The 16,123-nt window shown below is 38.8% G+C and carries 10 protein-coding genes; 1 reads left to right on the forward strand and 9 read right to left on the reverse strand.

Annotated features, from left to right (window positions below):
* Window positions 1–232: 232 nt before the first annotated feature.
* Window positions 233–1,348, forward strand: coding sequence for a molecular chaperone DnaJ (dnaJ, locus tag ASG85_RS07135; RefSeq protein ID WP_060645779.1), 1,116 nt, complete (start codon window positions 233–235; stop codon window positions 1,346–1,348).
* A gap of 72 nt (window positions 1,349–1,420) precedes the next feature.
* Here the strand turns inward: dnaJ and ASG85_RS07140 are convergent, their stop codons facing one another.
* From ASG85_RS07140 to ASG85_RS07175, 9 genes are all read right to left on the reverse strand, one after another.
* Window positions 1,421–1,672 carry a hypothetical protein gene (locus tag ASG85_RS07140; RefSeq protein WP_235550080.1) on the reverse strand — a complete coding sequence of 84 codons (252 nt, stop codon included), beginning with the start codon at window positions 1,670–1,672 and terminating at the stop codon, window positions 1,421–1,423.
* Between the two features lie 36 nt (window positions 1,673–1,708).
* Window positions 1,709–1,963: a hypothetical protein gene (locus tag ASG85_RS39015; protein WP_235550081.1), complete on the reverse strand. Its 255-nt coding sequence runs from the start codon at window positions 1,961–1,963 to the stop codon at window positions 1,709–1,711.
* A 259-nt stretch (window positions 1,964–2,222) separates the two neighbouring features.
* Complete coding sequence (gene brxL, locus ASG85_RS07145; protein ID WP_060645780.1) at window positions 2,223–4,277, reverse strand: protease Lon-related BREX system protein BrxL; 2,055 nt, start codon at window positions 4,275–4,277, stop codon at window positions 2,223–2,225.
* An 18-nt stretch (window positions 4,278–4,295) separates the two neighbouring features.
* Window positions 4,296–6,854, reverse strand: coding sequence for a BREX-1 system phosphatase PglZ type A (gene pglZ / locus ASG85_RS07150; RefSeq protein ID WP_060645781.1), 2,559 nt, complete (start codon window positions 6,852–6,854; stop codon window positions 4,296–4,298).
* A 79-nt stretch (window positions 6,855–6,933) separates the two neighbouring features.
* The gene (gene pglX / locus ASG85_RS07155) at window positions 6,934–10,440 is read right to left on the reverse strand and encodes a BREX-1 system adenine-specific DNA-methyltransferase PglX (protein WP_060645782.1); all 3,507 of its coding nucleotides are present in this window, start codon (window positions 10,438–10,440) and stop codon (window positions 6,934–6,936) included.
* An 82-nt stretch (window positions 10,441–10,522) separates the two neighbouring features.
* Complete coding sequence (gene brxC / locus ASG85_RS07160) at window positions 10,523–14,086, reverse strand: BREX system P-loop protein BrxC (protein ID WP_060645783.1); 3,564 nt, start codon at window positions 14,084–14,086, stop codon at window positions 10,523–10,525.
* Window positions 14,087–14,109: 23 nt separating this feature from the next.
* Window positions 14,110–14,676 (reverse strand): DUF1788 domain-containing protein, encoded by a 567-nt coding sequence (locus ASG85_RS07165; RefSeq protein ID WP_060645784.1) that lies wholly within the window; start codon window positions 14,674–14,676, stop codon window positions 14,110–14,112.
* Between the two features lie 10 nt (window positions 14,677–14,686).
* Window positions 14,687–15,286, reverse strand: coding sequence for a DUF1819 family protein (locus ASG85_RS07170; protein WP_321166568.1), 600 nt, complete (start codon window positions 15,284–15,286; stop codon window positions 14,687–14,689).
* A 193-nt stretch (window positions 15,287–15,479) separates the two neighbouring features.
* Window positions 15,480–16,115: a hypothetical protein gene (locus tag ASG85_RS07175; RefSeq protein WP_060645785.1), complete on the reverse strand. Its 636-nt coding sequence runs from the start codon at window positions 16,113–16,115 to the stop codon at window positions 15,480–15,482.
* Window positions 16,116–16,123 lie beyond the last annotated feature (8 nt).

A 16,123-nucleotide genomic window follows, 5' to 3' on the forward strand; every position in this document is an offset into this window, starting at 1 on the left:
ACAAATAGGAGATCGCTTCAAAAACCTTGCTTTTGTCTTAATTTGATCTTTGAAGGAACTCCGAAAGGCAGAGGGAATGTCGTTGGAGCTGATTACGAAGCGGTTGACGAACAAAAAAAAAAAACATATCCTAGAATAATGCTGGATGTGTTAGAATGAAGGACTCAAAGCCTATGGGAGTGTTCCCGGGCTCTGACTTTCCGTTTATAGTATTGAACATAGGAGTGGAACAATGAGTAAACGTGATTACTATGAGGTGCTTGGGGTCGGCAAGGAAGCATCGCAAGACGAGATCAAGAAAGCTTACCGTAAATTGGCGCGTCAGTATCACCCTGACGTGAATAAAGCTACTGATGCGGAAACGAAATTCAAAGAAGCAAAAGACGCTTATGATGTGCTTAGCGACGATCAGAAGAAGGCCCAGTATGACCAGTTTGGTCACGTTGATCCGAACCAGGGCATGGGTGGCCAAGACTTCAGCGGCGGTTTCGGCGATATTTTTGATATGTTCTTTGGCGGTAGCGGCGGTGGAAACCGTCGGAATCCGAATGCGCCGCAGCGCGGGAATGATTTACAGTATACGATGACCATCGAGTTTAAGGAAGCGATTTTCGGTAAAGAAACCGATATTCATATACCGCGGACTGAGAATTGTGACACCTGTCAAGGTTCTGGCTCCCGGTCGGGAACGAAGCCTGAAACTTGCGGCACCTGTCATGGCAGCGGCCAGCAGGAAGTCGTGCAAAACACAGCGTTTGGCCGTATCGTAAATCGCCGGGTATGTTCTACGTGCAGTGGTTCAGGTAAAATCATCAAAGAAAAATGCAGTACCTGCCACGGCGCAGGCAAAGTGAAAAAACAACGCACAATTCACATAAAGATTCCGGCTGGGGTGGATGACGGCGCACAACTACGCGTTTCCGGCGAAGGGGAAGGCGGAACCCGCGGAGGCCCGTCTGGCGACCTCTACGTGGTCATTCGCGTGAAATCGCATGAATTCTTCGAGCGTGAGGGCAATGACGTTTATTGCGAAGTGCCGTTGACATTCATGCAGGCGGCATTGGGCGATGAGATTGAAATCCCGACGCTTACGGAGAAGGTTAAACTTAAAATCCCAGCAGGCACGCAAACCGATACGTATTTCCGTTTGAAAGGGAAAGGTGTTCCGCACCTTCGCGGCTTCGGTCAAGGAGACCAACACGTGAAGGTCGTTGTAGTTACGCCTACGAATTTGAGCGAAGAGCAGAAGGATTTGCTGCGTCAGTTCGTGAAACAAAGCGGTGAGCATACGCACGAGCAAAATCAATCGATTTTCGAACGTATGAAAAGAGCCTTCTTGGGCGATTAATCTATCATAGGCAAAACAACTTCGTGTACGCTGTTCTGTGATCAGTTCACACGAAGTTGTTTGTCGTTTCAACTATTTTTTCCCCTTTGGGATCATATAAGCGGAACATCGTTTTGTAGCTGGATTGATCGACTTAATCCCTACGTCCAGCCTGCCCGTAATGTGAAGAGGTCCTGGCGTAAACCGTAATTTTTCGCACTCCGGTACAAACAATATCATGGTCTTGTTCCAATACGTTTGGTCGCCATTATCGAAGGGGCACTCTGCACCGGCCTGAGGAATCAGCAGGAACCAGTGTTTCTCGAAGGAAAGCACTTCGCCCATGAATCCCTTTATCTGAAGCGTTTGATTTTGCAAATCTTAGAATTTATTGGAAGGTGTGTTTTGTTTCATATCGTCAAAGAACTCCGACCAAGCAATCTCGTTAAAAAATTTTTTTTTGGTGCCAGTCGCCATTGATGCAGGCACATGAGTAGCGGTTTCCGCGGTTTTTGAAGCATTGCTAGGCGATTCTGTTTTTTCCTGCTTGGAAACTGCTACTACAGTAGGAGCAACAGGTTCCTGGCGCGTAGCTGGTGTGGCAGCTCGTTTATAATTCTTCGCTTTGACTGGCAAATAAAATCAGTTAATGACTTTCGTGTTACTCTAACAAAACTCAAAATGATCCAATATTTTCACATCCTTTGAATACATTTTTCTTATTATTCATTTCCTACATTATTCTTTATCAAAAAAGCAACACAAAAATGTGCTGCTTTAATCGATTATATAAGGATGATTTTATGCGCCACGGCGGGTACGAATGACATAATGATGTTTATTTCTCTTTACATGTTCCGCGAAGCAACTAGACCTTTATTGTATTAATTAAAAATCAACTTACGCCTAAAGCTTTGAATACCGCGTCTGTCGGATCCGAGTAAAAGATTGGTTGAATCTTAATCAATAAATCAGATGGTACAGTCTGAAAATCTACAACTGATGAAGCTGGTATCAGAACACGCTTTGCTCCTGCATCGACACATACTTGAAGGGTGTTCGCAAATTCTTCAACCTTAGCAATTGTACCGCCAACAGTCATATTGCCCAACACGACCAGGCTTTCCTGAACGGGTCTTTCTAACGCTCCCGAACACAATCCAATTAACTCAGCAATGGCAACCTCAGCCGTTAATCCTATACCTTGAAGATCGCTGATATGCATAAGATAATCCTTGGTTTTCGTACTAATCGAACCACTTATACTTTTACTATTTGAGGTAAAGTAGCGGAATGCCGTATCTAGACTCTCCTTCACTCCTCGATGGGTTCCAACACCGGATTTCTCGAACTTACCCGTTCCAGAAACAACTTGATTTTCCAATTTATAAACGCCAATCATCCCGGAATCTCCATGACCAACGGTATAGATATGGCCTGGTTTACCCATTCCTTCAGGAATTAGCTTGCCGCCACCCTGTTCAGGCACAGAAACATACTCTTCACTCAGCGTCTCCCTATCGATGTATGAGAAGTGAACGTCATAAAACTCCATGCCTCCAATTTTCTTGAGCTGCTCTTTGACTCTTCTTCTACCTTCAAGGGCATATTTTAGAATTTCTTCAACATCTTCTTTCGTATACTCACCGTTCGGATAAAGGAGCTTGATAAACCCTGATACTGTTTTACGAACAGCAATAACATCACGTTGATTTAAATTATTGCCAAGCTTAAAATACCTATCAATAGCATCCGCAAACGACCGCTTCCGCATTTCTCTAAAGTATTCGGCCATATAGTCCACAATGAATCCATACTTGTCCGTAAAGAAGTCTGGACGCATCTTTGGTACTTCCCAGCCTGGCAGATAGTAGTGCATCCGATCAAAGAATGCTGAATCATTCGCCATCGCCTCAGGAAATGGTGCGAACAGATGCGATGTCTTGATTAACGAGTCAAGGCTTTGATTAATGTTCCCAAGGAACACCATGGAGGCGGAGGCCACTTTTTCTTCTCTACCTCGTGCAAACGATCCTGATGCCATGTAATCCTTCATAATCTGCACGCCATCTTTATCCTTCATCTGGATGCCAGCGACCTCGTCAAAGCTAACAGTGTCCCACATCCCAACAAGCCCAACCTTCTTCGTAGACATGTTATAAAACAAATTGGCTACGGTTGATTGACCGCCTGAAACAAGGATTGAGTTTGGTGAGATCTCTTTATATACGTGGGATTTGCCTGTGCCTCTTGGTCCCAACTCACACATGTTGTAGTTATTCTCAACGAGTGGTACTAGCCTAAGTAGAAGATGCCATTTGACCCTTCTTTCAAGCTGCGTAGGCTCCATACCTGTTGAACGAATAATTACATCAATCCATTCATCCTTGGTAAAGTTTCGCCTGCCATCCTGTACCTCTTTCAAATCCATATTAGGCATTTGAATAGGCTTTAGACTGCTGATGCTAAATGGATTCATATTCTTAACTTCTTCGTCGAAGAAATATTCCATCTTCAACATGCACCAGATTCCACCTGCTAAAAGCTTCTCAAACTCCTTCACATAATTGGGGGAAATGGGAACACCTTTAAGACCCAAGTTTGAGAACTCCGCTTCATAGGTATCTATTTTTGCATTCAAAGTCACAGAAACCTTATCGATAATGGAATACTGACCCAGCTCACGAATTCTCGACTTGATTTTTTCTGCCTCATCAGGTCTTACAAAATTCTCGGAGAGAATATTCTTTACACGTTCAATCCCTTCACGAATGTTGTCCTCGTCGTCTGTCGCCGCATACATACCCAGCAAATATTCAAGAACATAAACAGGTACGTTAGCTCCTTCTTTCATCAGCTTCGTCAGATCTTTCCGGACAACTCTGCCCGAAAACACATCATTAAGTTTGTGATCTAAATCGAGCGACAGATCCTCACCTATTTGCTCCATCCGATTTCTTCTCCTCCTCTAAAAATCAAAATCACTAACAATACCTAAGTTAATTGTAAATGGCGTTTTCTCAACGATTACATTCGTCTCATCATCCTTCGTAATGAGGTAGTATTTACCATTCTTGTCATATGGTATCGACTTTAATGCAAACCGAAGCTTAAATGTCCGTTCATCTGGTTTATCCGAAGTACGGTCACAAATCAGCATCTCTTCATTGCTAATGACTGCATCCTTGTCATCAACCATAAAGATCTTCACCGTCCGTGGAACACGCTTATCTTCTACCTTTTCCATCTGGAAAAAGTTTAGAGTAAATAGGCTATTTGTAATCTTAGTGGTTGTACTCGTGAGCTTCACGTCCACTTTTTCAATCTCACGACTGTTTTTCTGTCCGCTTCGGACATTTTTAAATGAAATTAACGGCACGACTATTTCTTGTAAGCTAGCTCCACCATGTACAAAGTTAGCTCCTGCTCCTTGTATTTTGAAGCGAATCGTTGCTTTCGGAACATATGTTGTGATTTGATGCTCATTCTTGATTAGGTTATTCATGTTAATATCGAGAAGTCCGTTGCGTTCCCCTTTTACCCGTGAGAGAAGATGTCTTCGTTTGACTTCAAAAGCATGGATGCCTTCTTTTTCAATCTTGTCACTTTCAACAAGCGGCTCGCGTTGATATACAAAACCATGGTCAGCGGTAATAAAGATATTTGTGCCACTTAAATCATCTTTAATGATCTTAACGATATCGTACATTTCATCAATAGCTCTTTCCACCGCTGAAAACGTATAGACTTCCGTTGATGCCTTATCCCCTGTCGCATCGATGCTGTCGTGATATATATAGACCAGCTTTTTACCCTTAAAGGTTTCTCTACGACCAGCTTTGTTCATATTTTTCAGCTCTTGAAAGGAAACTGCTGTACTGTCAGCTACCGCCGTTTGAAGGATGCCTATTCTGTTATCTGTTCCACTAGAAGATTTGCCATCAACCCATACTTGCCCCTTTAGATCGATATCCAAGCTCTTATGTGGAAGCAGTGATGCCATTCCCATTTTAGTTACAGAAGGCACAACTCCTAACAATGATTGGAGATCACAAGCTCCAGTTGTTTCTGAGTTCAGCTTCTCCGTGAGTTCCGCCGCAATTTCAAAGCGTAAAGCATCTGAGATAATCACAAATACCCGATCACCATTATGTATTTTGGGAGCAACAAAGCTTCTATAGAAATCCTTTTGGTTTTGGATGCCTGGGAGTACCCAGTTAGATTTCATTTCATCTTGTACCGCGGCAGACCAGAGCGTGCTAAGCTCACCCATAAACCAATTTGTATACAGGTTTTCCACTAGCGGTTTAAGCTTCTTCAAGATTTCGCTATTGGAATCAATATCATAAGCGACATAGAATTTTCTGTAATAGGAATCCATCTGGTAGTAATCATTCACATAAGAACGATACATGTCAACGGCTTGTGCTTTAGGAATACCCATATTGTACTTTTTATAAAACTCGAACATCTTAACCGTATAGAAAAGTGCTTCGTAGATGTACTGATAACGCTCGTAGTAATGCTTCGATCTACGCAAGTTAATTAACTTCGAATAAGCCTCATAATCCTCGAGCCGCTCTTCCAAGCTGTTGGCGATATGGATGATAATGGCTTTATCGAAGTAAGGGAAGGTATCCGCCGCCTTAAACTCTTCCACAGGAAGTTGGTTCACAATATCAGATAGCTTAATCTCTTTCTCGGTAATCTCAGCATATTCATCGAAAATATGGTAATCCGTTTTATGATGCATCCAATGATCGATGAACACCAATGCATTTGATTTGCTTCGAGTAGCAATATAGTTCTTGATAAGTGATAGATGTCCCTCATTAACCGCATGGCTTAGTGCAGTTACGGTTAAATGTATAAACAATGTCTTAAGTGATTTTTGACTTTGCTCATACCCATACCGCAAGGTTACAGCATTCCAAAACACCTCTAAACCAATATTCTTGGAAATATAATCCATATATTTATTATGGCTGTCATCGAGTGTATCCATAAGAACAATTTTCAAAACATCCTCGAAATCAGGGGTTTTGAGATTACATAAAGCACTCATCATCATCAGTTCAATTGTTTCTTGTGTAAGAACGGAAGCCTCAAATCCTTTAAATTTCCGAATCCTGTCCTTACTCCCAAAGAATTTCTCGTATTTCTTCACTACGCCTCGCAGCGAAGTATCAATGCTTAGCTCATTCATGATAAGAGACAGCTTGTCCGCGTAGAACTTCTTCGAATAAAGAAACATATCAAACAGCCAGTTTTCTTCTGTGTTCATTACTGAATTTACATAGATCAAGTAATGAGAGGTTCGATCTTCCTCTTCGAGCAAATACTTGGTGTAGAAGCTGTTAACCGCTGTCAATTTTTGAATCTTTACGTTGTCTAATGCTATTTCATCTATGTAATTAATAAACTCTTGATCATTATCAAGCCAGAATACAATCTTCCGTTGCTCGCCTTCTTGAAGTGGTTGCTGGTAGGCTTGTTGCAACGCTTTTACGACTTCATCCATATTCATTAATTATCAACACCTTTTCCATCAGGCTAAAATAAGGGATATACCAAAAACTAAATGGCATATCCCCATTGTAACCAATTTATTTAATTGGAGCGAGTAAACCCTCAAATTTAACATAGTTCACAGAAACGCCATCATCCAAATCAATTTCAATTTGCATGTCTGCCAAGTGATGAAGCTTTTCATCATATGCCCTTAGTTCCTCGATCTTCAAGTCAAGGGACTTCAGTTCTTTCTTGGCATTGCTGATTTCTTTGGCACTTCCATTGCCATTAATAAGATCGAGAAGAGACTTTTTCTCAGCATCTAAACGTATTTGAAGTTCATGCAAATAGTCTGTTCTGATTCTCGATAAGGTGGATTTGTCATAGCGGTGCATGTAAATTAAGCAGTTAAATGCTTTTTGTTTGCCTGAAGTAAAGAGCCAATAATTTGGTCTTTTATTATATGTCTGTAAATGATCCTTAAAAAAATCATTAAGAAAATATCTTCTCATTGTTTCATTAGCAGACTCTCCTTCTTTCTTTCCCAGTACATCAGCAATATAATTAATATTTTCCAATAAAGTTCTCTCTCCGAAAGTTACTTTAATAAACTCAACAAGTCTGGATACTATGTCGTCTTCAAAATATGCATCAGATACGATAGGTAAAATATTATCTTTGTCTGCTTCAAATATTTTGTATCGATAAGATTCAAAATCACCGCTTGCATAAATGAGTCCTTCTTCATCTAAAGAATATCGACCAAAGGAACAACCAACAACATAGGAAATAAAACTCTTAATATCTCTATCTAAATCAGCTTTACGAATAGTTATATCTTTCGCATCAACTTCAGGAACAAGTTCATTCTGCAAATCGTAAATTCCAATAAAAATACGGTTTAACTCTTCCTCATTTGATTTGAGCCTATAGTATTGATCATTTGTATAATTAAACCAACAGTTAAAAGCTGTTTCAAGCTTTGAAGACGATTCTTTATAATACAATAAGGGGTGCTTTTTAAACTCCCAAGAAGTCTCAAAATAATCCCATTCAGATTTGGAAATTTCAATGTTTTCTTCAACTATTTTTTCAATTTGTTTTCTTGTATTTGGTTCAATTGCTTTATGAAATGGAAGTGAACCAATTGTTCCTGGCTGATAATTTAGTGTAGCATTCATTAAAGGAATAATAAATTTTATTAAATTTGTTGAAAGATATCCTTGAATTAAATACAGGTCGTTCTTGTTTTCTGTGAAAAGTGATGATCCAGCATTATCAAAGAGAAATCCTTCAGAACAAAACCTTGAACTGAACGATCCTGAACTTAATGCAGACCAAGTTATTCCAGGTTTAAAAATAAACTCTAAATTATAGTTATGAGAACGAACTTTTCCATTACTATCAACAAAGCTTCTTATTCTTTCACCGTCATTTTCCCAGTCAACTACGTAATCATTATTTCCATACCATTTCCTAAATTCTCCACCCTTGTTATAGGGGAACCATCTTCGTTTACTCTCTATAGCTTTTTGACGGCAATCGGAATTTATGCTGACATGATTCCATTCAACCTCATGCCAATACCTCAGAAACAAACCATTCTCCGCTGTTGCCATTCCTAACCTTGGGAATGATACATCAGCTAAAGTCCCATTATTTTTAAACATTAAAAAAACAGCATCAGAGGCCCAATAAGCAATTGGGCTTCCTGGTATCTTATTATAGTCTTGTTGGTTTGGATAATATCTATTATTCAAATTAAAATATTCAATCTTTTTTTGTTCTCTCTTACTATAACAAAAATCAACTAATCTTATAGCAGTCATATTATTTTGTGGAGAAGAGTTTCTATTTACCCAAGCTACGATTGGGTTATGACCAACTTTTCCATCAAACAATTCTGTACCAAAATCAATTAAAGTATCAAATTGAATTGTATTTAACATTACGTCCCTGAAATTTTGAAAACTCTTTAAAAACATCCATGAAGTTGTTGTAATAAATGAGGTAAATCCTCCAGGTTTTAAATAGCTATCGAGGGATTTCTGATACATTACCATAGATAAATCAGATTTTGTGTTTGGGTAATATTTTTTTACATACTCACTTAATAAAGGACTCATCCTACCAATACCTAAATATGGAGGATTTGTTATAACAACGTCGTATTGTTGTGTCATAATTTGAGCTTGTTTTTGTAATCCTGGTATGATTTCATTCATTTTATTTAATAATTCTAACTGAAATAAATCATGAAATTCTTTATGGTTAGCTTCAACGAGAGACTTGCTCAATGTGTCATAATTCCTTTTCTCTACATTAAGGATAGACCCATATTCTTTAGCATTATGATATACAGATAACAAATACTTTACTGTTGCAATATCTTTTTCATTAAATTGTATATTTGCGTTTTCTAGTTCAAGAATAGTTAGTTCATTACTTTCTATAACTGTACATAAATTAAGTTCTATTTCTTCCTTAAATATACTTCTATTATATTTTCTCGCTTTCATAATTACAGCAAAGCAAGCTAATTGATAAGCCCTATTATCAATATCTATGCCATAAAGATTTTTTTGTAATATAAGCTTAGCCGCGTCACGTTGCGTATATCCACAAGATTCATATATAGTCATCAAAACCTCAAAAGCATAAACAAGAATATGCCCACTACCCATACAAGGATCAAATAATCTAATATCTTCAGGGCTTAAGTTTTGGTTACGACTATCCTCATTGATTCCATCTTTTTCAAGATAATATTTCCACTCCTCTTTTACCTTCTCATCAGAATGTCCTTCTAGCCATAACCGTCCCAGAGAATTTTCTACCATATATTGTACTGCCCAATCTGGTGTAAATAATTGAGTAGCCGCTGGCAAAAGTTCTTTAGACACTTTATTTTTTGACATGTCTCCATTATATACAAGTTCATTTATTTCAGTATTGTAATATTGATACAACCAACCAATAATTTCAACTTGTTCCCAATCAACTTCAGTAATGACTTGTGTATCTATCATCTCAAGTAGAAATGAGTCTTTCGCCAACAAACCATCAGGAAAAAGGATTTCTTTATAATCATCAATTGTTTCAAACATAAAGGGAAGAATTTTATTTAAACTGTTACACTGCTTAATTACTAAATATTTGAATAGCTCTTCTGTTTTATTATTAAGCTTAAGTTCATACACAAGTTCTTTATCAATATCCAAGTCTATACTCAATGCCTCTTTAATAATATCAGGTTCGGAACTGTCGGGATTGTTAGATGATAGTACCCTCACCTTTGTAGGGAGATAGTTGTTTACCTCCATGAAACGCAGTGCAATAAAGCGATTGAAATATGTATAAGCAACTTCTTCTACCAAACTACTGAAACCTTTTTCCTTAATTCGAGAAATAAGTTTCTCACGTTGTTTTTTTTCTGTTGTGGAAAGCTGTTTGCCATCAATATAGATCGCATCCGAGCTTTCAAATTGTGCCTTTTTGATTCTCTCCTCGGTAATTCCTATTCTAAAAGCTTTAGCCTTGATTTTCTCAATTAGCTCTTTCCGTGCATTGGTTGCAAAATTTTTCAATGCTGTCTTATTCATGCGTTCTCTTCACCAACCCAGTATGGAATATGTTTCATACGATAGCTAGAGTGCCGTGTCAATTTAGCCACGGCACAGCAATCTAATCAATAAACTCTATTTGTTTGTTACTTTTGATAATTTGCTTCAACTTTGCTGACAGTGTATTCAGCAACCTATCAACATCTTCTTCGGTACGCAAAGTCTTGGTAGCAAGTAGATTGTTCACTTTTACTCGTTCTTTCTGAGGAACTTTTACTACTATTACTTCAGGCGTTCCCCCTCCAACGAATACTTTTGGCAGTTCCTCTTGTTTTTTCTCGAATTCAAGAGTCTCTCGATTGATTGTGGTATCTTGCTTATCTTTAAAGGCGGTACTTTGAGTTATTGTCGCATCTACTTTAAAAATGTCGGATAGCTCATCCATAACGTTGTATAAGTTTTCATAATAAGATTGTATGCGATTCTTCGTCTCTTCGGATACCCCTTCTTCACTGGCACGTAGAGTCAAATAATCCAGATCCAATTGGATAACGTTTTTCGCTGCTACTTTCTTGCCATTAAGCACACCCTGAATTTGCTCATCAATTTTATTTACAATTTCAGGGATATCCTTGATCCTCTTATACGGCTCTATTTCCGTTAAGATTGCTTGTAATTTTTCAGTATAGCCTTTAATCTCGCTACTTGACACATAGACATCGTTTTCTTTGTATTTCTCGATAGCACGAAGCCCTTTATCAAAGATGTCTTTTTGCGATGCAAAGAAACTCTTCACATACGTAACATCTTCTTCCCAGTCTAACAAGTTTTCTTCAAGATCACGAAGCTTCGTGAAAAACGACACGTTGTCTAATCCCTTTGTAAACTCTCCAAAATATGCAAGACCTTTATCCAAGAGACTGCCGCCAGGATACCTCCTGCCTTCGTAGCGATTTTTAAGGTCATTAATATCTTTTACTTGCAGTTCGATAAGGTGTCGAAGATCCTTTATCAGACCATCCTCATCGTCTGCTACATCCGTCTTATTGAACACTTGCTTACAGATGTTTTTAGCAACTTTAAGTAGTGTCTCATCAACCTTAACCCGCTTCACAATTATTGCTTTTTCAACTTCGCTTGCCTTTGTCAGTGCATTAATTGCATTGCCGTCCTCTGGCTCCAAGTATTCGGAGTTGAGTCGTAGTCGAATTCGTTGTTCTTTCATTAACTCCGCAATCACGCCTGAGATGTCGAGATCCTTCCAGCCATATGGCTTGTCCTTGAAGCGATCCAATATCATTTTGACCCGAATTTGCTTTTGAATGCTATCCTGTAAACTGATAAAGTCCATTACTTCCTTTACAGCTAGCTCATTTGCATTCGTTTTAGTTCCATCAATAGTCATTTGTTCGGTATTGCTTTTCAACAATAGAACAAGTTCCTTCTCTGACTCCAGGAAAGTCTTAACATACCCCAGTTTGGTGTAAACATTCTCCACTAAAGTCAGAAACCCAGCGTTAATTCGCTCCTTAACCAAACTACCTTTAATATCAGCCTTGTTACCGTTAATGTAGAAATTGCCGCCTTTTATGGCTTCCTCCAACATGTTCTTCACTCGATGTCTACGATCTCTCGCCTCTGCCTGCTTATTGTTTAAAATGTTCTGAATGCTCTCGGGAAGCTGAGTCGGATTCTTCTTCTTCCGATATTCTTCAATCTTCAGAACTTCTTCCATCTCTTCTGCGTAAGACTCATTCGCACCCAACTTTAAGATCATCTCGCCACTGCCAGAAGACATAAGCATTAACTCTTGTTCTGATTTAGCATAGTGATCTGAAAGTGGTGAAAGAATGTTTATACCAATACTTGATGTTTGATTCCCAACGTTTTTTTCATCCATCTTCTGGTTGTATGGAAATTGATATTGTGTCGAATAACGGTATTTCTTGTCATCGTATAAATCTTGGAAGATATAAGTAGAAAGCTCACGCTTTACTAAGTCCTCTTCAATCTTCATTGCCTTAATCTCACGATTAATATCTTGCTCGTCATCCGTTAGGAACAAGTAGAACTCACCGTTCTTTTGAATAAGCGTTTGTGAGATTAGCTTTCTAAGAGAGAGCTTAATTTTCTCCTTTAATGCCAACTTATCTTCATCGATTTGTGTGACCATTAATGTAGCAATATTGTCGATATTCGCAGGAAGTTCTTTAACATACTTAATCATAAACAGCACTTTAAGCAGTTCCATGTTAAATTCATCGTCACGTAATACTGGGTTCTCATACGCTCCATCAATTACTCTTGAAATGGAAGGATTTAGGAATTCTTTGATCGTCTCGTAGAAAGCGTAAAAAGGAATTAATGTACCTTCCACTGCATTCTTATACCGTAAACCGGACTCTTTAAAGGCAGAGAGCATAGAACGTTCTCCTTCTGACAGACTCTTCCCTGAACTACCGTGTTTACGTATTTGTTCGAACACATTTTGAAGAAGCTTGAACTGATATGGAAGGAACGGGTACACATCTGAAAATTCCAGATCATTCTCAAACCCTCTCAAATCAGCAGTGCTATCCTTGAAGCTCATCAAGTTCTTTAGCGTTGCACTCTTCTCGTGGTGGAGAAGTTTCAGTTTGTCAGCAACATGCTCTTTCTTTTCGAGGATCCGCTTTTTTATAACTTCATCAACCGAGATAGATGATAACGACAACCTTGTATCAAAGCGTCCTTGGATGCGGGAAAAATCATCCCCTTTGACCTTCACAATGCTGTCGATGCTTTCTTGCGAAGTCACCATGATCCACACTTTACCTGAGCAGTGTGTACCTAGATCTTCTGCAAGCGTTTGTAAGTTAAGCATTAATTGCCTACTGTCGCCTATGTATTGTCCAATCTCATCCACGAGGAAAATGAGGTGGAAGTTCCTTCCCTTTTGGGCAGTATATTCTTTAACATCCTTCGAAAACTTCTCGATACTGATCTCAAAGTTATTCACGCCATTCTCGAACCAGTTTCTCGCTGATTCTTCGGACATCGATGTGACCTTCGTTAAAGCTCCAATAACATAATCCGCATCAAAATAGAAGGTATTTCTACGGTCAACCCATTCTTCTCCTGCCGCGGCTTTGAACTCTCGCTTAAAGTCTTCGTAAACGCCTTCTTTAGTTAGATACTTCTCCATCTCTGCAACGCCAGGAATATCCCCGTAGAAGCCTTGATGTTCGTAGAAAACTTTAGTAAATACTCGAAGTATTGCATCTTCTTTGGACTTATTATCAAGTGAGCTTTTTGAGTCAATATTAAACAGAATTACCTCTGTTTCAACGTTAGCTGTTCTCTTCATATTGGCGAGAACGATTGGATCCTGAATTTTATTCGAAAAGAAATCGACTGCTCGCTTGTCCTTAGCTTTCTTGTTTTCAAGCAAATATGCAAGAATTTTCAAAAAGTGAGATTTACCTGAACCGAAGAACCCCGAGATCCACACACCCATTTTATCGGTTTGCCCGTCGATGCCTTGCTGATAGTTTTCATAAAATTTGGATAAGTGCTTGTTCAGCTCTTTGGTGACGACATATTCATCGAGTTCCTGATAAATATTATCTTCATCCGTCTGAGCGACTTTAATTACACCTTTAATACTTCGTTCAATATCTTTTACAAACATATCCTTGATTAGCACAAGTTTTCCCCCTTAAAGTTAATCTAATCTACCAAGCGAAATGCTCTATAATAATTATCGTCCTTGAAACGTTCGAACAGGCGAAGCGACAACCCATCGTACTTGCCTGGAAAGAACATAATGACAGGTATCTTATCCAGTACCTCCTGAAGATTGTTCAGGATATTATGGGAACGCACAAATGGATAGACCTTCCCAACGCCTGTAATCAGAACGACATTATGATTGCCCAATAACTCTTTCATCTTATGAAGAAAGATATCAGGCTTCGCAAAATTCGCCATGGCTTTAAATAAAGCTTCCTGCCCTTGTTTCTCTTCCATCTGTGGAATCCGTTCGAAGATTTTCTTTTCCTTCGCAATCTCAATGAGCATTTTATATAGATCGAATTCAATCAGTCTACGATTAGAGCCTTCATGGCTAAATTCTTTTAATATGTGAGGTATGTAATCACGAACGACCAATTCCTTCTCTGGCTCATAATCAAACACATAGAAGCTGATCTCGTTACCCAGCCCTCTACCTTCAATAAACTTATCTTCCTTTATCTTTGGTATGATCTTATCCAGTCTGCTATTCAAATTCGCCATACTTTTACCCTCACTCGCCCATCGCTCTTACATAAGCAATGTCTCCGATTTGAATCAAATGTCGTTTTAATTGTTCATCCATGAGAAGTCTGTTTAACTCGCCTGTCTTCTTATTTTTTAGAAGTCCTGATTCGAACAGCAATTTTATATATACTTGCTTCAACTTGTTAACCGTTTGTTCTGTCCAAGCCGATACTACTAAATCTTGTTCTGCTTTAGTTGCCATGTATAGGTTAAGGTCTTTCTTCTCAAATAGGTAATTGTCAGATTCAAACTTCTCTCTAATGACTTCATTCATAAATTCGAAGAAAAGCCTGTCTGTCTTCATAATGGCGTACAGGTTGATAATTTTCCCTAACTCCAACGATTCCACCATCAGCATGTTCCCTAGAGTGTCATCCAATACGTTTGCTCTTCTTATTACAGATGGCAGGCTACGTTTGAGACTAGACCTTATTGAATATTGAAACAAGTTATCTAATAATGTTTTTTCCTTAATTATTAAATCACTCAGTCCCTCTTGTTTTAATTTTATCACTTGTTTTAATTCATATAGCAGAAAGGCAGCACCAGTCAGTGTTGCGGAATACTCTTGTTGTAATGACAGCATGGTTTTATGACCCCCTAGTTACTCAACTGATTATAAGCTTCTTTAGCTTAACAACCCAGCATAAGGACAAACTTTACTTATCCTTATTGTAACATAAATGACGGTCTTTATTATTCCATTGCATTTTCAGTATATTGTGTTTTATTCGTGCCAAAATGTTAATCATTAGGTCTCTGGACCCATGAATAGGTGCTTACAAGGGGCCCTTCATCATATGGCTCATTTCAACAATTCCGCCCATGTTTTCAGCAAAATGCATAATGATGAGGTCACCGTTAGGCAGTGTCACCGTTTCCGTATGTTTTTGGATATGTTCTGACTCCGAGTTATGCTGGCTAGAAAAGGAATCCATGTCAAACGCCATCCTGTAATATGCACCTTTAACCGCCCGTAGCAACTTTTGTCCCTCATGCTTCTCTTGCACTAGATGTCCGTGCTCTCTATAGACAATCATGTCCTTCTTGAGGACATAGGGAACTTGCTGTTCCCACAATCGGGTAATTGTAGCGTGAGGTATAATAGAAGGTCCTACACGATTTATTAAAATATGATTTAAGCTCGCTGGTATCTGAATGAGAAAAGGTTTTGTGTAGATTAATTCGTACATATCATCTTCTTTCTGCAATCCCTTACAAGAACTTAGCAAATCAGCTATTCGTTCGATATCTAGTTCGGTTGAATCACCAATCTGGGATCGTTTAAGGTTTAACTCCTCACGAACAGTGGCTTCGATTCGCTCTTCCACAAAATGAAAAGAAACGTAATCTTCGTTATACAGTTCATTTTCAAGACCCAGGAACCCAAATACCTCGATCAATTTTGCTTCCATATATGCAA

The organism is Paenibacillus sp. Soil724D2 (genome assembly GCF_001427935.1).
Taxonomy (GTDB): domain Bacteria; phylum Bacillota; class Bacilli; order Paenibacillales; family NBRC-103111; genus Paenibacillus_E.